A 21,361-nucleotide genomic window follows, 5' to 3' on the forward strand; every position below is an offset into this window, starting at 1 on the left:
AAGAAAATCATGGGGCGAAGATCTGCATCAGGGGGCGCTCGTAGCGGTCCTTCACCCGCCGCACCCATTCCTCGCCATCCGTGTAGTCGAGCACGTGGATGAGCAGGCAGCCCGTGTCGGAATCGTACTGGACCCAGAGGGTGCCGGGCGTGCCGGTGAGGATGATCGACAGGATTGCGAGACCGAACGGCGCGCGCATGTCGAGGGGGATCGTGACGAAACCGGTCCGCCGCTCGCCCCCGCGAAGCCCGAGGATGATGCGGGCGACATCGATGTTCGAGCGCACCATATCGTAGAGCACGATCACGGCGAGCCGCGCGAGGATGCCGGGCGCCCGCACCCGCACCGAGGGAGGCCGCAGCGCCAGCATGACGGCGGGAACCGTGAGGCCGACCAGCAGCGCCAGAAGGACGTTGCCCGGGGAGAGCGGCGCGTTCAGCAAGAGCCAGGTCGCGGCGAGGCAGGCCGACAGGATGGGGTAGGGCAGGAGGCGGCTCACGATCCACCGCCTTCCCGCGTCGGCCCGAGGACTGCGCGAACGTAATCCTGCGGCTGGGCCAGCCAGCGCACGGTCTCGTCGGCATAGGCGAGTGCCGGGCCGCCCCAGACGGCGAGCGCCACACAGGCGGCGAGCAGGCCGGCGAGAGCGGTGAATTCCGAGAGGCGCAGGACCGGCGGCGGGTCGTCGCTCGGAACCCAGAGGTTCTTGATCCCGAGCCGCACCATCGGCATCAGCGTGGCGAAGCTCGACAGGGTCAGCGCGGCGATGAGCCACCAGGCGGACGCGGTCATCGTGCCCGTGGTGAGCCCCGTGAAGATCGCGAGCTTGCCGACGAAACCGGAGAGCGGGGGAACCCCCGCCAACATCAGCGTGCAGACGAGGAAGCCGCTCCCGAGGAGCGCCACCGCCGCCGGGATCGCCCGGCCGATCTCGGTGGCGTCGGCATCGTCGAACGGGTCGCGGTACTCGTCGGCGAAGACGGCCTGGGCGGCCTCCAGCGGGTCGCGGCCGCGCTGGAGGATCTCGGCCAGCAGGAACAGGGCGCCCGCCGCGAGGGTGGAGCCGAGGAGGTAGTACAAGGCGCCCGAGAGCGCCCCGTCATTGCCGCTCCCCAAAGCCGCCAGCACCGTGCCCGACGAGATCATCACCGCATAGCCCGCCGCCCGCGTGAGGTCGCGCGCCGCCAGGATGCCGATGGCGCCATAGGCCATCGTCGCGAGCCCGGTGGCGAGAATCCAGGTCTGTCCGAACCCCTCCGACAGGCCGGCCCCGAACAGCAGCAGGCTCAGGCGCACCACCACGTAGATGCCGACCTTGCTCAGGATCGCGAGAATCGCGGCCGCCGGCGCGCTCGCCGCCGCGTAGGTGGTGGGCAGCCAGAATCCGAGCGGCCAGGCGCTGCACTTGATGAGGAAGGCGATGCCGAGGATCGCGCAGCCGATTTCGAACAGGGCGAGTTCCCCCGCCTCCGGCGCGGCGAGCCGCCGGGCGAGGTCGGCCATGTTGAGGGTTCCCATCGTGCCGTAGATGAGGCTGACGCCGACGAGGAAGAACAGCGAGGCGACGAGGTTGACCGCGATGTAGCCGAGGCCGGCCCTTATCCGCGTCTCGCCCGATCCGTGCAGGACGAGACCGTAGGAGGCGGCCAGCATCACCTCGAAGAACACGAACAGGTTGAACAGGTCACCGGTGAGGAAGGCGCCGTTCACGCCCATCAGGAGGAGGAGGAACAGGCCGTGGAAGCGCGGCCCCGCCCGGCCCCAGCGGGCGAAGGAGAAGACCAGGGCGCACAGGCCCAGCACGCTGCCGAGCGCCAGCATGAGGGCCGAGAGCCGGTCTGCCACCAGCACGATCCCGTAGGGCGCGGCCCAGTTGCCGAGGCGGTACATCTGCGCCGCCTCGCTCGCGCGCCAGACGAGGATGAGGGATATGCCGAGGAGGGCCAGCACCGTGGCGAGGCTGAGTGCCCCTTTCAGCCGACTCCGGCGCTCGTCCATGAGGAACATCGCCCCGGCCACCGCGATCGGCAGAACGATGGGCAGGACGACGAGATGGTCGGTCCAGTCGCTGACCAGGGGGGCATTCAGAACCGTGGCGTTCATGGATGCGGGTTCTCTGGATTCGGCTCCGCCAGGTGCGGCTCGCGGCCGTCCACATGGTCGCTGCCGGTGATGCCGCGGGCGGCGAGCAGCACGACGAGGAAGAGCGCGGTGAGCGCGAAGCCGATCACCAGGGCGGTGAGGACCAGGGCCTGCGGCACCGGATCGTCCACGGAGACGATGTCGGCCCCTGCCCCGAGCACCGGCGGCGCGCCCACGGTCAGCCGGCCCATGGCGAAGATGAACAGGTTGACGGCGTAGCTCAGCAGCGAGATGCCGAGCACGACCTGGAAGGTGCGGGGACGCAGCATCAGCCAGATGCCCGAGGCGGCGAAGACGCCGATCCCCAGGGACAGCACGATCTCCATCAGGCGGGCTCCTTCTCGACGGCCCGCTCCGCCGCCGCCTCGGCGGGGCGGGTGCGCCGCAGGGATTGGTGCGCCAGGGCGACGAGCATCAGCGCGCTCGCGCCCACTACCAGCACCATGATCCCGAGATCGAACAGCAGCGCGCTCGCCACCGGGACCTTGCCCAGGAGCGGCGGCTTCCAATAGGCGAAATAGGCGGTCAGGAACGGACGCCCGAACAGCCAGGAGCCGGCGCCGACCGAGACGGAGACCAGCAGGCCGATGCCGATCCACGAGATCGGCTGGATCCGAAGCCGCGCCTCCACCCACTGCGCGCCCTGGGCCATGTATTGCAGCATGAAGGCGATGGTGAGCGCGATGCCCGCCGCGAAGCCGCCGCCCGGCAGGTCGTGGCCGCGCAGGAACAGGTGCAGGGCGAGGAGGACGATGAAGGGGAACAGCCACGTCATCACCACGCGTGGGACGAGGAGAGCATCGGCGGTGGTGTCGCCGAGCTCGCGGCCCTCGCGGGCATCGTCATAGGCGTCGTGGTTCACCTGCTGCTTGGGAGGCCCCAGACTGTCGGAGGCGGGTCGGAAGCGGCGAAGGAGCGCGAACACCGTCAGGCCGACGATGCCCAGCACGCAGATTTCGCCCAGGGTGTCGAAGGCCCGGAAATCCACCAGCAGGACGTTGACGACGTTGCGTCCGCCCGCCTGCGGGTAGGCCTCCTCGATGAACCAGCGGGCGATCCCGTCGACGGCGGGCCGGGTCATCACCGCGTAAGCCAGCCCGGCGAGCCCCAGGCCGGCAAAGGCGGCGATGCCGAGATCGATCATCCGTCGACGGCGGGACCGCGTCTTCTCCCAAGCCGGCGCCGGAATCGCCGCGTCGCGCTTGGGCAGCCAGCGCAGGCCCAGCAGCAGCAGCACGGTGGTGACGATCTCCACCAGGATCTGCGTCACCGCGAGATCCGGGGCGGAGAGCCAGAGGAAGGTGAGGCTGCTCACGAGCCCCGCCCCGCCGACGAAGATGGCGGCGGACAGCCGGTGGTACTTCGCCCGCTCCGCCGCGCCGATGGCGCAGGCCGCGCCCACGAGCCACATCAGCGCGAAGGCCGGGTCGAACTCCGTGGTCTTGCCCGGCGCGAACAGGTCGAGCCCCCGTGTCGCTCCCGTCGCTACGGCGGCCAGGAGCACGGTGAGGAAGAGGATGCGCAACTGCGCCTGGAGGCGCTCGGCGCCGAGCACGGCTTCCAGGCGGCGCGCGCCGTTCACGAGGCCGGTCATGGTCCGCTCGAACAGCCAGCCGCCGTCGATCCGGTCCATCAGCCAGGGTCCGCCGCGGGGGTTGGTGTTGATCCGCCGCCCGAACGCAACATAGAGCGCGATGCCGCCCAGCAGCGCCACCATGCTGAGCGCCAGCGGCGCGTTGAAGCCGTGCCAGATGGCGAGGTCGTAATCGGGGGTCCGCTCACCCAGGACCGCCCGGACCGCGCCTGCGAGGAGGGGGCCGATCGTCAGGTTCGGCACGAGGCCGATGGCGACGCAGACGAGGACGAGCAACTCGATCGGGATGCGCATCCAGCGGACCGGCTCGTGAGGCGCGTGCGGCAGGTCGTGCGGGGCGGGTCCGAAGAAGGCCTGCCGGATGAAGCGCACGGAATAGAGCATGGTGAAGGCGCTCGCCAACGTCGCCAGCACCGGCAAAGCGAGGTTGAGCAGGTGGCCGTCCGCGTTGTCGACCGCCTCCGCCAGGAACATCTCCTTCGACAGGAAGCCGTTGAGGAGCGGCACACCCGCCATCGCGGCGGCGGCCACCATCGCCAGGGTGGCGGTATAGGGCATGGCCTGCCACAGGCCGCTGAGACGGCGCATGTCGCGCGTCCCGGTCTCGTGGTCGATGATGCCCACCGCCATGAACAGCGAGGCCTTGAACGTCGCGTGGTTCACCGTGTGGAAGATCGCCGCCACGACGGCCAGCGGCGAGTCGAGGCCGAGGAGCAGGGTGATCAGCCCGAGATGGCTGATGGTGGAATAGGCGAGCAGACCCTTGAGGTCGTGCTGGAAGATCGCGCTCCACGCGCCCACCAGCATCGTGATCATGCCGGCGGTGCCGACGATCCAGTACCAGGCCTCGGTGTCGGCCAGCACCGGCCAGAACCGGATCATCAGGAAGATGCCGGCCTTCACCATGGTGGCCGAATGCAGGTAGGCGCTGATCGGCGTCGGTGCCGCCATGGCGCGCGGCAGCCAGATGTGGAACGGGAACTGCGCCGATTTGGTGAGCGCGCCGGCCAGTACCAGGACCAGGGCCGGCAGGTAGAGCGGATTGTTGCGGATCGCGTCGCCCGAGGCGAGCACCGCCGAGAGGTCGTAGCTGCCGACGATCTGCCCGATGAGCACCAGACCGACGAACAGGCAGAGGCCGCCCGCCGCCGTGATGGTCAGCGCCATCCGCGCGCCGTCCCGTGCGGAGGCGTTGTCGGACCAATAGCCGATGAGCAGGAACGAGACGATGCTCGTCAATTCCCAGAAGACGAAGAGCTGGATCAGGTTGCCCGAGAGCACGATGCCCAGCATCGCGCCGACGAAGGCGAGGAAATACGAGAACAGACGCGGCACCGGGTCCGCTTCCGCCATGTAGTAGCGCGCATAGAGCACCACGAGCGCGCCGATTCCGAGCACCAGGACGGCGAACAGCCAGGACAGCCCGTCGAGCCGCAGCACGAACCGGACGCCGAGCGTCGGCAGCCAGTCCACCGCCCAGATAACGGGGTCCGGGCCGGCGACGGCGGGGTAGAGTAGCCCGATGCAGGCGAGGCAGGTCACCATCACGACACCCGCAACGATCGCGGCGGCGTTGCGTGCGTTGCCCGGCAGGCAGATCGCCACGACACTGCCGAGTAAGGGCAGGATGGCGGCGGTGGCGAGGAGCAGGTGAGGCGGCATCGGCTCGGGCAAGACCCTCGTTGGGCGGGACCGCCATCCATGGGGTGTGGAGGGGATCCCGGCGAAGCGAAGAGCGGAGCGCTCGCGCGGATAAGCTGCGGTATAGGCTGCAACATCAGACGTGGCGAGGGCGGAGAGCCGCGAGATTCCGGGAATTACCGCGACATCGAAGGCACTTCCGCCCTGTTCCCGCCGGCCTATTCCCGTCGGCGCGACACCGGCTTGCTGAGATAGGCCGATCCCGCGAGGAGGAAGCGCCAGGGGGTATCCGCCCCACGCGTGATGCCGATGCGGCGGTCGGCCACGATGTCCGGCGTTGCGCTCCGTCGCTCCAGTTGGAAGGGCGGCCGGTCGAGAGGAAGGCCGTCGTGCAGGCTCGTCACCGCCAGGGCCTGACACAGGCGGCCCGGCCCCGCGCAGAGGAGGCGGAGCGCGTCGAGCCCGCGCCGCTCGCGCATGGTCTCGATCCCCTGGCCCGGCTCGATCGCGCGGATCAGTACCGCGCTCCCCGGTTCGCAGACGAGGTTGAGGCACCAATGCATGCCGTAGGAGCGGTAGACATAGGCATGGCCCGGCGGCCCGAACATGCTCGCATTGCGCCGGGTCGGGCCGTTGAAACTATGGGAGGCGGGGTCGCTCCGGTCATAGGCCTCGGTCTCGACCACGAGCCCGCCGATCCCGGAGACGAGGAGGCGGCATCCGATCAGGTCTGAGGCGACCGCCGCCGCCGGCCGCGCATAGAAATCCGCCCCGAGGCTCACGGCTTGCCCAAGGCTCACGGCTTGGCGGAACCGCCATCCAGCACGCGGGCGATGCCGTCTGGCCCGAGCTTCAGCGCCACGCGGATCGCCCGTTCGACGAAGGCCTGGGGCGTGAGGCCGGCGAGCTTGGCCCCCCGCGACACGTCGAGGCCGAGGCCGAGATCGATCGCCACCTGCGTCGTGCGGGGGGCAGGAGCCGGTGCTTCCGCCGCCACGCCCGGAGGAGGCACCACCGCCGGGACGGCGGGGGACGGAACCGGCTCGCTCGCCGGAGCCAGTCCGAGGGCCTGCCGCCGGCCCTGTGCCGCCAGCCGGTCGGCGCGCTCGTTGCCGACATTGCCGGTATGGCCCCGCACCCAGGTCCATTTCACGTCGCGGGCGGCGTTGAGGGCGTCGAGTTCCTGCATCAGTTCGACGTTCTTCACCGGCCCGGTGCTGGTGCGCCAGCCCTTCGCCTTCCAGCCGCGCATCCATTCGGTCACCGACTTGATGACGTACTGGCTGTCGCAGCGCATCTCGATCGCCGAGCCGGCGGGGAAATGTGACAGGGCCCTGATCGCCGCCGTCAGTTCCATGCGGTTGTTGGTGGTGGCACGATCACCGCCGCAGAGTTCGACCTTGCCCTCCGGGCCCTCGATCACCACGCCCCAGCCGCCGGGGCCGGGATTGGGATCGCAGCCGCCATCGGCATAGGCGACGGCGCGGGCGAGGGCGGGCTTCGTGGTCGTCATGGCGCTGGTCTCGTGTCCGGGGCAGCGGGGCCCCTAGCACGAGGCGCAGGGTAAGGGCGATTGCGGCGCCGCACCTGCGGGCCGGATCTCGTAATGGATCGGCTTGAAGGCATTGTTGTTCGATTGCAGGGCCGAGCAGGCGGTGAGGCCGATGATGAGGTCGGTCTCGGCCTCGAAGGTCACGTGATCGCCGGCCCGGCTCAGGGGCGGCTCAACCTTCAATTCCCCGGTCTCGCCGTTCACTGTGACGTTCATGAACACGTTGAAGGCCACCGGGATGCGGTCCGGTTCGATGCCGTAGGGCGCGAGCGCGGCGGCGAGGTTGCCGAAACAGCCGTGGTGCGGATGTGTGTCGCCATAGATGATCCGGAACGTGTCGGCCGAGCACGGGGTAAGCAGGAAATCGTGCCGCCCCACCGTATCCTCGACGATGCGCAGGAGGACGTTGGAGCGGTTCGAATAGATCGGATCGCCCGTCGTGAGGTAGATGCGGCTGGCGTAGTCGAGGGTGCGGCCCGACGAGATCACCTCGTCGCGGTCGGCCACGGAGAAGGCGAGGAGGTCTGCCACCTGTTCGCCCTTCGGGTCGATGATGGTCAGGCGATCGCCCTTGGCGAGCTCGAAGGCGACGCCGCTGCGGGGCGCGATTTCCTGGCGACGGATCGGGGGGAGGGCGGTGTCAGGCGGCATCGCGGCCATCCTCGGCGAGGCGGTCGTTGTCGCCCTTGGCCCGACCCTGGAACGGGCAGACCCAGTCGCCGCCGACGGCGCGGCCGCTGTACTGGCGCGCCTCGGAGGCATCGCCGTGCCGGGCCAGCATGGGGTTGATCGAGCCGGCCAGCGCCTCGTCGCGGGCGAGGATCGCCGAGCGCAGCCCCTCGTAGCGGCCCTCTTCACGCAGCTGCTCGAACTGTGCGCGCACATTGAAGACGAGGACGGGATGCGAGAAGCGGCGGGCCGGCCGGCTCGCGCCGGGATGCATCCCAACGAGGAAGAATGCCTCGCCACCGAAGGACAGGGCGAAATGCGGGTCATCCGGGTCGGCCTGCACGCGCTTGTCGTAGCGCTGGCCGAGGAAAGCGTCCTTGTCGGACAGGGATTGCACGCGATCCCAGAGGTGCCCCTCGAACCGCTCCTCGGACAGGGGCGACGCATCCTCGAACACCACGGCGAAGCTCTGGAACAGCTTCGGGTTCGCCCGATAGCGACAGATGAAGGCGAGGAGCGCCGGATAGATCCGTGTGTCGTCCCAGCCCGAGGCGACGTCGCGGGCGACCAGCACCTTCAGCTGGCCCTTGGCAAGGGCGGATTTCGCGCCGACGCAAGGGAAGGGCTGATCCTTGATGAAGGCGTGGAATTTCAGCGCGAGGGGATGCACGGAATCGTCGGTGGGAAACAGCATGAGGCTCCGGATCGTCGTCGGTCGAGGCTGGCCCCGAGGAGGACATGGCAAACCGATCGCCGCCGGGGAGGTTCCGCCCCGTGCAGGGACAGGTCGTCGCTGTCCACAGGATTGATTGATTCGAAAAAGATCAGTCCCGGATTATCGACACCCTCAGATGAAATCGATCAGTACTGTTTCAGACGATCCTTTGATATTCGCCTATGGGTTTCGCGAGACATCTTGACGCTATTGCCTTGGGCTGGCTGATCAGTGTCCCGCCCCGTCAGATATAAGCCGAAGCCAGCGCAGGCGAGTGCGACAGGGCATGGGCAAGCACCTCCAGCGATTGCGCGATTTCCGCGCTGCCGGCGAGGCCGCCGAGGCAGATCCGCACGGCTTCCGGGGCTTCGCCGGCGGCGAGGAAGGCGTCGCTCGCCACCGCGCCGATCCCCGCCGCGCGGGCCTGGCTGGCGAAGGCCGAGCGGGTCCAGCCCTCGGGCAGGGATAGCCAGAGGTGGAAGCCGGCGGGGTCGGCGGTCGCGCCGTGCCGCCCCAGCATGCCGGCGGCGATGCCTTGGCGAATCCGGGATTCCGAGCGGACGAAGGCGAGGATCGCCTCGGCGGTGCCGTCGCCGATCCAGCGCGTGGCGAGGGCCGTGGTGATCGGCGAGGCCATCACCGTGGAGGCGCGCAGGGCCGCCGTCAGCTGGAGCGCCGCCCGCGCGCTGGGCGCCAGCATGTAGGCGAGCCGCAGGCCGGCGCCGAGGCATTTGGCGAGGCCGGCCACGTGATAGGTGATCTCGGGTGCCAGCTGGTAGAAGCTCGTCGCCGGTGTCACCGGCACGAAACCGTAGGCGTCGTCCTCGATGATCGCCACGTTGTAGCGTCGTGCCACGGTGACGATGTCCGCGCGCCGCGCCGGCGAGATGGTGATCGTGGTCGGGTTCTGCAGGGTCGGGTTGAGGTAGAGCGCCTTCGGCGCGTGCCGGGTGCAGGTGGCCGCGAAGGCGGCGGCGTCGATCCCCTCCGCATCCATGGGCAACCCGACGAGGCGCATGCCGAGATGGGCGGCGAGCGCCCGCGCGCCGGGATAGGTCAACGTCTCGCAGCAGATCGTGTCACCCGGTTGCGCCACGAGACTCATCACGGCGCCGATGGCGGCATGGGCGCCGGGGCAGATCAGCAGGCGGTCGCGGGACGCTTCGAGGCCGCGGCGGCGCAGCCATTCGATCGCCGCGTCCTTGTCCTCGGGGGTACCGCCGAAGCCCTGGTAGCGCAGCAGGTTCGGCAGGTCCTCCGAGACTGAAGCGAGGCCGCCCTGCATCCGTGCCAGCAGGGCCGGGTCGTCGGGTTCGGGTGGCAGGTTCATGGTGAAGTCGACGGGGCCGTGCCGGCGCGGGGCCATGATCCTGGGTGCCGGCACCGGCATCGCCGGACCGGCCACGAACGTGCCCTGGCCGACCCTCGCCTCCACGAGGCCACGGCGCTGCGCCTCCACATAGCCGCGCGCCACGGTGGTGAAGTTCAGCTCCAGCCGCTCGGCGAGCGCGCGCTGCGGCGGCAGGCGTTCGGCGACGGCGAGCCGTCCGGTGCGGATATCGTCGGCGATGGCCTCGGCGATGGCGAGGTAATGCGGCTTGCCCCAGCGCCCGAGATCCGGCGTCCAGCCGTCCGGCGGCGGAGATGGGCTCGTCGTCGGCCCGGCGCTGCGGCCCGGCTTCCTCGATCCTCGTCCGATTGCCATCGCAGATCCAGTCAATATCCATCCCATGTTGGATTGTATGGATAGCAATCGTCGTGCCGCCGAACCCCTGAGTTGGTTCCGCATGGAATTCCAGTCAATACAGTCAAATAAGTCGGCAGTATCCGGATGCATGTGTCCAGCATCTATGCATCCGGTGTTCGGTTTTTAGGCATTATCGCGAGCGAGAGAGATGGCGCATCTCGCTGCGTATTGACTGCATGATTGTATGAATTGCCCAGCGTGGAATTGGCTGGATCGCATTGTCTTCGACGCTGGCACACGGATTGCCATCCCCTGATAGGCCGTCGCCGGCAATGATCGCGGCGGACATCGCGATATCAGGGAGTGTTTCCGATGCCAGCCGTCAGTGCCGAGCACCATAAGAAAGGCGATTACTTCGTCGATTACGAAGAGAAGGTCTTCGAGGACGTGAAGGCCGAGCCGGGCCAGAAGGCCCTCGTCACCTTCCACACGGTGGCGTTCGAGGGCTCCATCGGTTTCGTGAACCTGCTGCAGGCCACCCGTCTGCTGCGCAAGGGGTTCGAGACCTCCGTCCTGCTCTACGGGCCGGGCGTGACGCTCGGCGTCCAGCGCGGCTTCCCGACGCTCGGCGACGAGGCCTTCCCCGGCCACATGAACATGAACAACCAGATCGTGAAGTTCCTCTCCGAAGGCGGCAAGGTCTATGCCTGCCGCTTCGCGCTCCAGGCCCTTTACGGCCACGGCGAACCTTCGCTGATCGAGGGTATCCGCCCCATCGCCCCCACCGACGTCCTCGACCTCGTCCTCCTGCACAAGCGCGACAACGCCGTGGTGATCGACACCTGGACGGTGTGAGACAGGACGACCCTCCCACCTCTGCGGGGGAGGGTGCCTGCGGAGCAGGCGGGAGAGGGGGCAACCTCTCCGGAGATGGCGCTCCCCTCTCCCGACCCACTTCGTGGGCCACCCTCTCCCGCAGAGGGGAGAGGGAATGCGCGCGTACCATGTCGAACGAGGAACGGACCCATGTCCGAGTCACGCTTGTCCGAGTCACGCATCGTGCGCGCCGCCGCCGTCCAGATCTCCCCCGATCTGGAGCGGCCGGGCGGGACGCTGGAAAGAGTGCTTGCCGCGACAGACGAAGCGGCGGGCAAGGGCGCGCGGTTCATCGTGTTCCCCGAGACCTTCGTGCCGTACTACCCGTACTTCTCCTTCATCGCCCCGCCGGCGGCGCAGGGGCCGGAGCACCTACGGCTCTACGAGGGCGCGGTGACGGTGCCGGGGCCGGTGACGCAGGCGGTCTCGGCGGCCGCACGCCGGCATGGCGCGGTGATCGTGCTCGGCATCAACGAGCGCGACCACGGCTCGCTCTACAACGCGCAGCTGATCTTCGATGCGGACGGGACGCTCCTTCTCAAGCGTCGCAAGATCACCCCGACCTATCACGAGCGCATGGTCTGGGGGCAGGGCGACGGCGCCGGGCTCACGGTGGTCGAAACCGCGGTGGGCCGGGTCGGGGCTCTCGCCTGCTGGGAGCATTACAACCCGCTCGCCCGCTACGCCCTGATGGCGCAGCACGAGGAGATCCACGCGGCCCAGTTCCCCGGCTCCATGGTGGGTCAGATCTTCGCCGACCAGATGGAAGTGACGATCCGGCACCACGCCCTGGAGGCCGCCGCCTTCGTCGTCAACGCCACCGGCTGGCTCACCGAGGCGCAGATCGCCACGATCTCTCCCGACGAGCGGATGCGCGGGGCCCTGCGCGGCGGCAACTGCACCGCCATCGTCTCGCCGGAAGGCAAGCACCTCGTTCCGCCGATGAATGAGGGCGAGGGCATCCTCGTCGCCGACATGGACATGGCGCTCGTCACCAAGCGCAAGCGGATGATGGATTCGGTCGGCCACTACGCCCGCCCCGAACTCCTCAGCCTCAACCACGACGCGCGTCCCGCCCGCACGGTGGTGACCACGCCCGCATCGGACATCCCGCATCCCCGGAGCACCGACCATGAGCGACTCTCCGCTGCTGACCTCCCCGGCCGCTTCCTCGCCGGCGCCGTCCCCGGTCTACCAGGGGATGCCGACGGAGCACCTGATCAACGCCCTGCAATCCTACGGAGTCAGGCTGGCTGACACCCGCGCCGGTGTCGCCAGCCGCCGGGGCGGGGCCGGGCCCTCCGACCACAAGGCGATGACCATCGCCGGCCGCACCGTGATGGTGCCGGTCCATACGGCGGGCGCCTTCGATTCACCCTACCTCGTGCGCCGGCCCGATGCCGACGGGTCGAGCGTGATCGAGCATGACGGCACGGTGATCGGCCGGGTGACGTTTCCGGGCAAGCCGCGCTTCTACGGGCTCCAGACCCTCGACGGGGTGCCCTATTCGAAGATCGCCGTGCTGCACGGGCGCGACGTGCTCGCCACCACGGTGCTGCAGACCTGCATCCGCTACCAGAGCCGCACCAAGACCTGCCGGTTCTGCTCCATCGGGCAGTCGCTCGCGGCCGGGCGTACCATCGCCCACAAGGCGCCGCAGCAACTCGCGGAGGTGGCCCGCGCCGCCGTCCTTCTCGACGGCGTCAAGCACATGGTGATGACCACGGGCACGCCCAACGCCACCGACCGCGGCGCCGCGGTCCTGTGCGAGAGCGCCTTCGCGGTGAAGGCGGCCGTCGACCTGCCGATCCAGGCCCAGTGCGAGCCGCCGGACGACGACCGCTGGTTCGCCAGGCTGAAGGCGTCGGGCGTCGATGCGCTCGGCCTGCATCTTGAGGCGGTGACGCCGGAGGTGCGCGCCGCGATCATGCCCGGCAAGGCGAGCGTGCCGTTGGAGCGCTACGTCCAGGCCTTCGCCGCCGCCGTGCCGGTCTTCGGCAAGGGTCAGGTCTCGACCTACATCCTCGCCGGTCTCGGCGACACGGCGGAAGCCATCCTGACGATGTCCGAGCGCCTGATCGGCATGGGCGTCTACCCGTTCGTGGTGCCGTTCGTGCCGATTTCCGGCACGCCGCTGGAGGACCATCCCGCCCCCTCGCCGGATTTCATGCATTCCGTGCTCCAGCCGCTCGCGGCGATGCTGGCGGGGGCGGGTTTGCGCTCCACCGACATCAAGGCCGGCTGCGGACGCTGCGGCGCCTGCTCGGCCCTCTCCACCTACGAGCGGTGAGCGGGACGATGTTCGAGCCCGTTCCCACCTACCGGTCGAGCCATTTCCGGATCAAGTTCGCCACCGCGCCCTGGGAGCGGGCCGGCACGGCGTCCCTGCGCCGGCAGGTCTTCTGCGCCGAGCAGGCGATCTTCGACGGCGACGACCGCGATGCCGTCGACGCGGTGGCGATCCCGATCTGTGCCCTCTCGACCCTCGGCGGCGCCCCGGATGCCGTCGTCGGCACCGTGCGCATCCACGAGACCGCCGACCGGCCCGGCGAATGGTGGGGCTCGCGCCTCGCGGTGGCCCGCGACTACCGCCGGGTCGGGGCGCTCGGCGCCGGCCTGATCCATGTGGCTGTGGCCTCCGCACATGCGCGGGGCTGCACCCGCTTCCTCGCCCATGTGCAGAGCGCCAACGCGCCCCTGTTCCAGGCGCTGCACTGGACGAGCCTCGCCGAGGTCGAGCTGCATGGCCGCGTCCATCACCTGATGCAGGCCGATCTCGGGCATTACCCGCCCATGGCCGACCCCGAGCGCGGCCTCGTCACGCTCCTCCGGCGGGCGGCCTGACCATGACCCTGCCCCCCTCCCTCGCCGAGATCGCCCACGGCATCCGCCACGGGCGCGGCCTCGCCCACAAGCGGGACATCGACGCCGTGATCGGCCGGCTCGGCCTCGGCGGGCGCGCCGCCGCCGTACCGCTCGGCGACGATTGCGCCGCCATCCCCGACGGGGACGGCTACCTGCTCCTGGCCATTGAGGGGTTCATGGACGGGTTCGTGGCCGACGATCCGTATTTCGCCGGGTTCTGCGGGGTGATGGTCAATGTCAGCGACATCGCCGCCATGGGCGGCCGCCCCATCGCGGTGGTCGATGCCCTGTGGAGCCGCGACCAGTCCCATGCCGATCCGGTCCTGGCCGGCTTAAGGGCTGGGGCCGAGACCTTCGGCGTGCCAGTGGTCGGCGGGCACAGCAACACCCGCAACGCGGGCGAGCATCTCGCCGTCGCCATCCTGGGCCGGGCAAAGCGCCTCCTCACCAGCTTCGACGCCATGCCCGGCGACAGCCTCGTCGCGGCGATCGACCTGCGCGGCCGCTTTCGCGATCCGCATCCCTATTGGGATGCGGCCACCGGTGCCCCGGCCGAGCGCCTGCGCGGTGACACCGCGATCCTCGCCGGCATCGCCGAGGACGGCCTCGCCAAGGCGGCCAAGGACATCAGCATGGCCGGCCTCGTCGGCACGGCGCTGATGCTGCTCGAATGCTCCCGCGTCGGCGCCGCCATCCGGCTGGACCGCATCCCGCGCCCCGAGGGGATCGATCTCGCCCGCTGGCTCACCGCCTTTCCGAGCTTCGGCTACCTCCTCAGCGTGTCGCCGTCGAACGTCGCGCCGGTCCTCCGGCGCTTCACGGATCGCGGGATCGCCGCCTCCGTCATCGGCGGCGTGGATGCGGGCCGCATCGCGACGGTGTCCGACGGGACGGAGGAGGCCGTGGTCTGGGACTTCGCCGCGAGCCCCCTCATCGGCTGCGGGCAGGAGACGTGACGGGAATGACCGGGCCTCTGCGCATCGCGATCCTCGCGCATTCCACCCATCCGCGCGGCGGGGTAGTCCACGCCCTGGCGCTGGGCGAAGCGCTCGCCGCCCTCGGCCACAGCGCGACGGTCCATGCGCCGGATCCTTCGGGGACCGGCTTCTTCCGCAAGACGTCCTGTCCGGTGATCTCGGTGGCGGCGCGGCCGGTCTCGGGATCGACGGTAGACCTCGTCCGCACCCGGATCGAGGATTACCTGCGCCATTTCGCGTCGCCGGCGGCCTGCGATTACGACGTCTTCCATGCCCAGGACGCGATCAGCGGCAACGCGCTCGCCACCCTCACCCGCCGCCGCCTGATCCCCGGCTTCGTGCGCACGGTCCACCACGTCGACCTCTTCTCCGATCCGCAGCTCGCCTACTGGCACGACCGGGCGATCTTCGACGCCACCGCGCTGCTCTGCGTCAGCAGCCTGTGGCAGGGCGCGCTCACGCGGGATTACGGGCTTGCCGCCCTCACTGTCGGCAACGGTGTCGATACCGGCGCCTTCGGACCCGAGCCGGGGCAGGGGGACGCCGCCCTGCGGAGCGAGTGGGGCCTCGGCGAGGGGCCGATCCTCCTCAGCGTCGGCGGGTTCGAGGAGCGCAAGAACAGCCTCGCCATCATCGAGGCCTTCGCCCGGCTGAGGCAGGAGCGGCCGGCGGCGCAGCTCCTCGTCGTCGGGGGCGCCTCGCTCCTCGACCATTCCGGCTACCAGGCCCGCTGCCGCGCGGCCCTCGACCGCAACGGCCTCGATGTCGGCCCCGGCCGTCCGGTGGTGCAGACGGGGCCGGTGCCCCAGGCCGCGATGCCGGCCCTCTACCGCCTCGCCGACGCCCTGGTGTTTCCCTCCCTCAGGGAGGGATTCGGCCTCTGCGTGCTCGAGGCGATGGCGAGCGGCACGCCGACCATCGTCTCCGACCGGGCTCCCTTCACCGAGTATCTCACGGCCGCGGACACGGTGTTCGTCGACCCGGAGGACGAGGGATCGGTCCTCCACGGCATGCGCACCGCCCTCCGGCCCTCTGCCAGGGAGCGGTTGGCCAAAGCGGGCCTCGCCGTCGCCGAAGCGCATTCCTGGCGCGCCTGCGCCGAGAAGCACCGGCCCGCCTACGCCTCCCTCGCCGCCCGCAAACAGGAGATGTCGGATGCCTGAAATGCATTTTCACGTGCGCTGGCCTGATGGCCAACGCGAGGCCTGCTACTCGCCCTCCCTCGTGATCAAGGAGCATTTCGGGGTCGGCGAGACCTATGCCGTCGTCGATTTCGTCGCCCGCAGCCGGGCGGCGCTGACCATCGCCAGCGCGCGCGTGGAGGCCCGCTACGGCTTTCCTTGCAGCCTCGCCCTGGGACAGCTCGCCCGGATCGAGGCGCGCGCGACGGCGCTCTCCGCCACGCCCGACGCCCGCGTCACCGTCGAAGCCTTCGAGGAATAGCGGCCCGAGCCGGAAGGACGCCCCCATGAACCAGACCCCGACGCTCCCCTCGCACCATTCGGTCATCGTCGTCGGCGGCGGCCAGGCCGGCCTGTCGATGAGCTACCAGCTCCGCCGGCACGGCATCGACCACATCGTGTTCGAGAAGAACACCATCGCCCATGCCTGGAAGACCCAGCGCTGGGACAGCTTCTGCCTGGTAACGCCGAACTGGCAGTGCCAGCTGCCGGGCTTCCCCTATCCGGGAGAGGAGCCGCACGGCTTCATGCCCAGGGACGAGATCGTCGGCTATATCGAGGCCTATGCAAGGGCGATCGAGGCGCCCGTGGTCGAGGGCGTGGCGGTGACCGCGATCCGGCGCAGGCCTAAGGGCGGCTTCACCGTCGCGACGAGCCGGGGCGAACACACCGCCGATCAGGTGGTGATGGCGATCAGCGGCTATCACGTGCCCGCGATCCCGGCCTTCGCCGCACGCCTGCCCGCCGGATTACGGCAGATCCACTCCTCGACCTATCGCAATCCGAGTCAGATGCCGGACGGCGCGGTGCTGGTGGTGGGCTCCGGCCAGTCCGGCTGCCAGATCGCCGAGGACCTTCATCTGTCCGGCCGCAAGGTCCATCTCGTGGTGGGCTCGGCTCCGCGCTGCCCGCGCGTTCATCGCGGGCGCGACGCCGTCGATTGGCTCGCCGATATGGGCCAGTACGACCTCCCCGTGGAGGACCATCCGCTCAAGGAGGATGTGCGGCGCAAGGCCAACCACTACCTCACCGGCCGCGATGGCGGCCGCGACATCGACCTGCGCCGCTTCGCCCTGGAAGGCATGAGCCTCCACAGCCGCCTCGAATCCATCGACGGCCCGGTGCTGCGTTTCGCCGACGACCTGGGCCGGAACCTCGACAATGCCGACGCGGTCTATACCGGCATCCAGGGCGCCATCGACAGGCACATCGCCGCCAAGGGGATCGCCGCTCCCGAGCAGGCGCACTACACCCCGCTCTGGGCGCCGGGACCTCACGCGCCGAGCCTCGATGCCGAGGCGGCCGGCATCGGCAGCGTGATCTGGGCGACGGGCTTCCGCGCCGATTACGGCTTCATCGACGCCCCCGCTTTCGACGGGCGCGGCCTCCCGATCCACACGCGCGGCGTGACCCCGGTGGACGGCCTCTATGTCGTCGGCCTGCCCTGGCTCCACACCTGGGGCTCGGGCCGCTTCTCCGGCATCGCGCGGGATACGGAATATCTGGCCGAGCGGGTGGTGGAGTTGCGGGCGAAACGTGTCGTCGGGGAGAAGCTGTCGTTGGCGAGTTGAGCCGACTGCCGTCACCGAACGACCCGGACCGTCGCGGATGGCCCGGATCGCTTGGTGGTTCCATCATTCCGTCGCTTCGATCACCCGATGATCTTGTCGATGGTGATCGGCAGGTCGCGGATGCGTTTGCCGGTGGCGTGGAACACCGCGTTGGCGATGGCTGCTGCCGTGCCGACGATGCCGATCTCGCCCAGCCCCTTGACGCCCATCGGGTTGGCCTTGTCGTCTTCCTCCACGAAGATCACGTCGATGTCGTGGATGTCGGCATTCACCGGCACATGGTACTCGCCGAAATTGTGGTTCATGAACCGGCCGACCGTATGGTCGAGCATGGACTCTTCCTCCAGCGCCGAGCCGATCCCCATGACCACGCCGCCGAGAATCTGGCTGCGGGCGGTCTTGAGGTTGATGATCCGGCCCGCCGCTATGGCCGAGACGATCCGGGTGAGGCGGACCTGGCCCAACTCCTCGTCGATCTTCACTTCCGCAAACACGGCCGAGTGGGTGTAGGAGGCGAACTCCTTCATGTGGCCCGCATCCGGACCGGCGCTCTCTGTCGCCTCGACCTTGTCGACGCCGGCCGCCTTCATGGCGTCCACGAGGGAGACGCTGCGCGACGGGTCGCCCGCCATCTCGATCCGGCCGCCGGTGAAGACGACGCGCTCGAGATCGACATTGGCGAGCGGCGAGTCGTCCATGGCGCGGGCCATGGCGAAGACATCCGCCGCGATCTTGCGGCAGGCCTTCATCACCGCCGTGCCGGACGAAGCCGCCGTCCACGAGCCGCCGGCCACGGGCGCCTCGGCGAGGTCGGTGTCGCCGAGCTTCGTCGTCACGTCTTCCATCGGCAGGCCGAGGGCATCGGCGGCGATCTGGGTGAGGATCGTATAGGTGCCGGTGCCGATATCGCCGGTGGAATTACCGACCACCAGCTTGCCGTCGGCGGTGAGCGTCGCCTGGGCCGCGGATTTCTGCATCAGCGCTTCCCACACGCCGGTGGCCATGCCCCAGCCGACGAGTTCCTTGCCGTCTCGCATGGAACGCGGCTCGGGATTGCGCTCGGACCAGCCGAAGAGCTCGGCGCCCTGCTCGTAGCATGCGCGCAGGGCCTTCGAGCCGAAGGGCTTGTCCTCGGTGGGGTCGCGGTCGGTGTAGTTCTTGAGGCGTACCGCGATCGGGTCCTGGCCGGTGGCATGGGCCAGTTCGTCCATGGCGATCTCGAGGGCGAACACCCCCGTCACCGCCCCCGGCGCCCGCATGTCAGCGGGGGTGTAGGTGTCGATCTGCGTCAGCTTGTAGTCGAGGGAGACGTTCTCGCAGGCCCCGTAGAGGATGGCCGACCAGTTGACCACGACCTCCTGGTAATCCTCGAACCGCGAGGTGCCCGACAGGGCATCGTGCTTGATCGACCGGAGCTTGCCCCCCTCGTCCGCGCCGAGGGAGATGGTCTGGCGCACGTCGGGGCGGTAGCCGAAGGTGAACATCTGGTCGCGTGTGAGTGTCACCCGCACCGAACGTTCGAGCTCACGCGCGGCCATGACCGCGAGGAAGAGCTGGTATTGCGGGCGCAGGCCGAGGCCGAAGCCGCCGCCGAGATACGGGTTGAGCACCCGCACCTTGTCCTTGTCCATGCCGAACACGCCCGCGATGTAGCCCTGGCTGTTCGAGACACCCTGGATCTTGTCGTAGACGGTGATCGCGCCGTCGCCGTCCCAGACCACCGTGGAGGCGTGTGGCTCCATCGGGTTGTGGTGCTCCACGGCGAGCGTGTAGTCGCCTCGCAGCTGTATCGGGGCTGAGGCGAAGGCGGCATCGGCATCGCCCCAGGGCTTGGGCGGCGGCTTGATGCCGGCGCGCTTCTTCGGCGGCTCGTAGCCGAATTCGCGCTGGCGCTCGACGTCGGTCAGCGGCTCCTCGGCCTCGTAGGAGACCTTCACCAGGGACGCGGCATAGCGGGCGGTGCCGAAATCCTCGGCCACCACGAGGGCCACCGGCTGGCCGCTGTAATGGATCTTGTCGTCGTAGAAGGCGCGGAACGGTGAGCCGGGGGGCGCCACGGCGTCCTGGTAATTGTAATCGAGCCAGGCCGTGCGCGGCCGGTTCTCGTGGGTGAAGACCTTGAGCACGCCGGGCACGGCTTCCGCCGCCGCGCTGTCGATGGCGGTGATGCGGCCCTTGGCGATCCCACCGGAGACGACGTAGCCATGGGCGAGATCGGCGGCGGTGAATTCACCCGCGTATTTCGCGAGGCCGGTGACCTTGGCGGGGCCGTCGACGCGGCTACGCGCGGTTCCGACGAAGCTGTCCGTGCCGGTGGAGGAGATGCTGTTTGCCATGTCTGGACGGGTCCTCAGGCGATGCGCTTGTCGGATTGCGACTGGGGGGTGCCGGCAGCGGCCTGGGTCAGGCCCCGGATGATGGCGCGCCGGGCGAGCTCGATCTTGAAACCGTTCTCGGATTGTGGCTTGGCCTCCCGCATCACGATCTCGGCGGCGGCCTCGAAACTCTCGCGGGTGGCGGGCTTGCCCTTGAGGGAGCTTTCCGCCTCGGTATTGCGCCAAGGCTTGTGCGCGACGCCGCCGAGGGCGAAGCGGGCCTCGGTGATCGTGTCGCCGTCGAGCTTCATCACGGCGGCCACCGAAACCAGGGCGAAGGCGTAGGAGAGCCTGTCGCGCAGCTTCAGGTAGGTGTGGTGGCCGGCGAAATCCGCGTCCGGAAGATCGACGGAGAGGACGATCTCGTCCGCCTTCAGGGTGGTGTCGTATTGCGGTGTGTCCCCCGGCAGGCGGTGGAACTCGGCGAAGGGGATGCGGCGCTCGCCGCCCGGTCCGGTGACGCGGACCTCAGCCTCGAGGGCCGCCAGCGCCACGCACATGTCGGACGGGTGGGTGGCGATACATGCCTCGCTGGTGCCGAAGATGGCGTGGATGCGGTTGACGCCGCCGATCGCCTGACAGCCCGAGCCCGGCTCCCGCTTGTTGCAGGGCGTCGCCTCGTCATAGAAATAATAGCAGCGGGTGCGCTGGTTGAGGTTGCCGCCCGTGGTGGCGGCATTGCGCAGCTGGCCCGAGGCACCGGCCAGGATCGCACTCGACAGGAGCGGGTAGCGCTTCCTGATGCGCTCGTCGTAGGCCACCGTCGAGTTTGTAACGAGGGCGCCGATGCGCAGGCCCCCGTCATGGTCCTCGATGGCCTCCAAGGGCAGGCGTGTGATGTCGACGAGGCGCTCGGGCCGCTCGACATTGTACTTCATCAGATCGACGAGGTTGGTGCCGCCGGCGATGAAGCGGGCATTGGCGGCGGAGCCGATGGCCCGCACCGCCTCCTCGACCGTGGTCGGACGAACGTAATCGAAGCGGTTCATCGGGCGGCTCCCGCGTGCATCACGTCTTCGATGGCATCGACGATGTTGGTGTAGGCGCCACAGCGGCAGATGTTGCCGCTCATGGCCTCGCGGATTTCTTCGCGCGACGTGGCGTGACCTTCCGAGATCATGCCGGCGGCCGAGCAGAGCTGGCCGGGGGTGCAATAGCCGCACTGGAACGCGTCGCGCTCCACGAAGGCGGCCTGGAGCGGGTGCATCGCGCCGTCCTGGCCGGCATGTTTGGCCAGCCCCTCGACGGTGACGATCTCGGCGCCGTCCTTCATCACGGCGAGCGCGAGACAGGAATTGATGCGCGTGCCGTTCACCAGCACGGTGCAGGCGCCGCACTGGCCGTGGTCGCAGCCCTTCTTGGTGCCGGTGAGGTCGAGATCCTCGCGCAGGAGGTCGAGGAGGGTGGTCCACGGCGCCACCTGAAGCTCACGAACCTCGCCGTTGATGGTCAGGCTGATGCCGATGGTGGCCGGAGCGCCGGGCGATCCGCTGTCGATGAGCATGGGCGTGTCCTG

20 protein-coding genes are annotated in these 21,361 nt (G+C 69.2%); 8 read left to right on the top strand and 12 right to left on the bottom strand.

Annotation, left to right across the window (positions count from 1 at the left end; genetic code table 11):
• Window positions 1-7: 7 nt before the first annotated feature.
• From ASF34_RS10160 to ASF34_RS10200, 9 genes are all read right to left on the bottom strand, one after another.
• Complete coding sequence (locus tag ASF34_RS10160; protein WP_018041826.1) at window positions 8-499, bottom strand: Na+/H+ antiporter subunit E; 492 nt, start codon at window positions 497-499, stop codon at window positions 8-10.
• Window positions 496-2,103, bottom strand: coding sequence for a monovalent cation/H+ antiporter subunit D (locus ASF34_RS10165; protein WP_056160871.1), 1,608 nt, complete (start codon window positions 2,101-2,103; stop codon window positions 496-498). Before ASF34_RS10165 ends, ASF34_RS10160 begins: the two co-directional genes overlap by 4 nt.
• The gene (locus ASF34_RS10170) at window positions 2,100-2,468 is read right to left on the bottom strand and encodes a Na+/H+ antiporter subunit C (protein WP_018041828.1); all 369 of its coding nucleotides are present in this window, start codon (window positions 2,466-2,468) and stop codon (window positions 2,100-2,102) included. Before ASF34_RS10170 ends, ASF34_RS10165 begins: the two co-directional genes overlap by 4 nt.
• Window positions 2,468-5,398: a monovalent cation/H+ antiporter subunit A gene (locus ASF34_RS10175; protein ID WP_056160873.1), complete on the bottom strand. Its 2,931-nt coding sequence runs from the start codon at window positions 5,396-5,398 to the stop codon at window positions 2,468-2,470. Before ASF34_RS10175 ends, ASF34_RS10170 begins: the two co-directional genes overlap by 1 nt.
• Before the next feature lie 197 nt (window positions 5,399-5,595).
• Complete coding sequence (locus ASF34_RS10180; protein WP_082473256.1) at window positions 5,596-6,159, bottom strand: DNA-3-methyladenine glycosylase; 564 nt, start codon at window positions 6,157-6,159, stop codon at window positions 5,596-5,598.
• 14 nt (window positions 6,160-6,173) lie between these two features.
• Window positions 6,174-6,890, bottom strand: coding sequence for a ribonuclease HI (gene rnhA, locus ASF34_RS10185; RefSeq protein ID WP_056160875.1), 717 nt, complete (start codon window positions 6,888-6,890; stop codon window positions 6,174-6,176).
• A 33-nt stretch (window positions 6,891-6,923) separates the two neighbouring features.
• Complete coding sequence (locus ASF34_RS10190) at window positions 6,924-7,589, bottom strand: DUF1989 domain-containing protein (protein ID WP_056160877.1); 666 nt, start codon at window positions 7,587-7,589, stop codon at window positions 6,924-6,926.
• Window positions 7,570-8,292: a guanitoxin biosynthesis heme-dependent pre-guanitoxin N-hydroxylase GntA gene (gntA, locus tag ASF34_RS10195; protein ID WP_056147696.1), complete on the bottom strand. Its 723-nt coding sequence runs from the start codon at window positions 8,290-8,292 to the stop codon at window positions 7,570-7,572. Before gntA ends, ASF34_RS10190 begins: the two co-directional genes overlap by 20 nt.
• A gap of 265 nt (window positions 8,293-8,557) precedes the next feature.
• Window positions 8,558-10,018 (bottom strand): aminotransferase-like domain-containing protein, encoded by a 1,461-nt coding sequence (locus ASF34_RS10200; RefSeq protein WP_056160880.1) that lies wholly within the window; start codon window positions 10,016-10,018, stop codon window positions 8,558-8,560.
• Window positions 10,019-10,372: 354 nt separating this feature from the next.
• On the opposite strand from ASF34_RS10200, the gene ASF34_RS10205 reads away from it, so the two are divergent.
• From ASF34_RS10205 to ASF34_RS10240, 8 genes are all read left to right on the top strand, one after another.
• Window positions 10,373-10,855 (top strand): MSMEG_0572/Sll0783 family nitrogen starvation response protein, encoded by a 483-nt coding sequence (locus tag ASF34_RS10205; RefSeq protein ID WP_018041839.1) that lies wholly within the window; start codon window positions 10,373-10,375, stop codon window positions 10,853-10,855.
• Between the two features lie 186 nt (window positions 10,856-11,041).
• Window positions 11,042-12,133 carry a Nit6803 family nitrilase gene (locus tag ASF34_RS10210; protein WP_156465696.1) on the top strand — a complete coding sequence of 364 codons (1,092 nt, stop codon included), beginning with the start codon at window positions 11,042-11,044 and terminating at the stop codon, window positions 12,131-12,133.
• Window positions 12,078-13,166, top strand: a complete 1,089-nt coding sequence (locus ASF34_RS10215) for an MSMEG_0568 family radical SAM protein (RefSeq protein ID WP_056160883.1) — start codon at window positions 12,078-12,080, stop codon at window positions 13,164-13,166. Before ASF34_RS10210 ends, ASF34_RS10215 begins: the two co-directional genes overlap by 56 nt.
• Window positions 13,167-13,174: 8 nt before the next feature.
• Complete coding sequence (locus ASF34_RS10220; protein ID WP_056160885.1) at window positions 13,175-13,720, top strand: MSMEG_0567/Sll0786 family nitrogen starvation N-acetyltransferase; 546 nt, start codon at window positions 13,175-13,177, stop codon at window positions 13,718-13,720.
• Window positions 13,721-13,722: 2 nt separating this feature from the next.
• Window positions 13,723-14,697 (top strand): sll0787 family AIR synthase-like protein, encoded by a 975-nt coding sequence (locus tag ASF34_RS10225; protein ID WP_056160887.1) that lies wholly within the window; start codon window positions 13,723-13,725, stop codon window positions 14,695-14,697.
• Window positions 14,698-14,702: 5 nt separating this feature from the next.
• On the top strand, window positions 14,703-15,881 hold the full coding sequence (locus ASF34_RS10230; RefSeq protein WP_056160889.1) for an MSMEG_0565 family glycosyltransferase: 1,179 nt from the start codon (window positions 14,703-14,705) through the stop codon (window positions 15,879-15,881).
• On the top strand, window positions 15,874-16,161 hold the full coding sequence (locus tag ASF34_RS10235) for an MSMEG_0570 family nitrogen starvation response protein (RefSeq protein WP_056160891.1): 288 nt from the start codon (window positions 15,874-15,876) through the stop codon (window positions 16,159-16,161). Before ASF34_RS10230 ends, ASF34_RS10235 begins: the two co-directional genes overlap by 8 nt.
• Window positions 16,162-16,186: 25 nt before the next feature.
• Window positions 16,187-17,470, top strand: coding sequence for an MSMEG_0569 family flavin-dependent oxidoreductase (locus ASF34_RS10240; RefSeq protein ID WP_056160893.1), 1,284 nt, complete (start codon window positions 16,187-16,189; stop codon window positions 17,468-17,470).
• A gap of 80 nt (window positions 17,471-17,550) precedes the next feature.
• Here ASF34_RS10240 and ASF34_RS10245 read toward each other — a convergent pair whose 3' ends face one another.
• Genes ASF34_RS10245 through ASF34_RS10255 form a run of 3 tightly spaced genes read right to left on the bottom strand, consistent with a single transcriptional unit; the run spans window position 17,551 to window position 21,349 of the window.
• Window positions 17,551-19,806, bottom strand: coding sequence for a xanthine dehydrogenase family protein molybdopterin-binding subunit (locus tag ASF34_RS10245; RefSeq protein WP_056160895.1), 2,256 nt, complete (start codon window positions 19,804-19,806; stop codon window positions 17,551-17,553).
• A gap of 14 nt (window positions 19,807-19,820) precedes the next feature.
• Window positions 19,821-20,834 carry an FAD binding domain-containing protein gene (locus ASF34_RS10250; RefSeq protein ID WP_056160897.1) on the bottom strand — a complete coding sequence of 338 codons (1,014 nt, stop codon included), beginning with the start codon at window positions 20,832-20,834 and terminating at the stop codon, window positions 19,821-19,823.
• Complete coding sequence (locus tag ASF34_RS10255; RefSeq protein WP_056160898.1) at window positions 20,831-21,349, bottom strand: (2Fe-2S)-binding protein; 519 nt, start codon at window positions 21,347-21,349, stop codon at window positions 20,831-20,833. Before ASF34_RS10255 ends, ASF34_RS10250 begins: the two co-directional genes overlap by 4 nt.
• Between the last annotated feature and the right edge of the window lie 12 nt (window positions 21,350-21,361).

The organism is Methylobacterium sp. Leaf106, assembly GCF_001422895.1.
Lineage (GTDB): Bacteria > Pseudomonadota > Alphaproteobacteria > Rhizobiales > Beijerinckiaceae > Methylobacterium > Methylobacterium bullatum.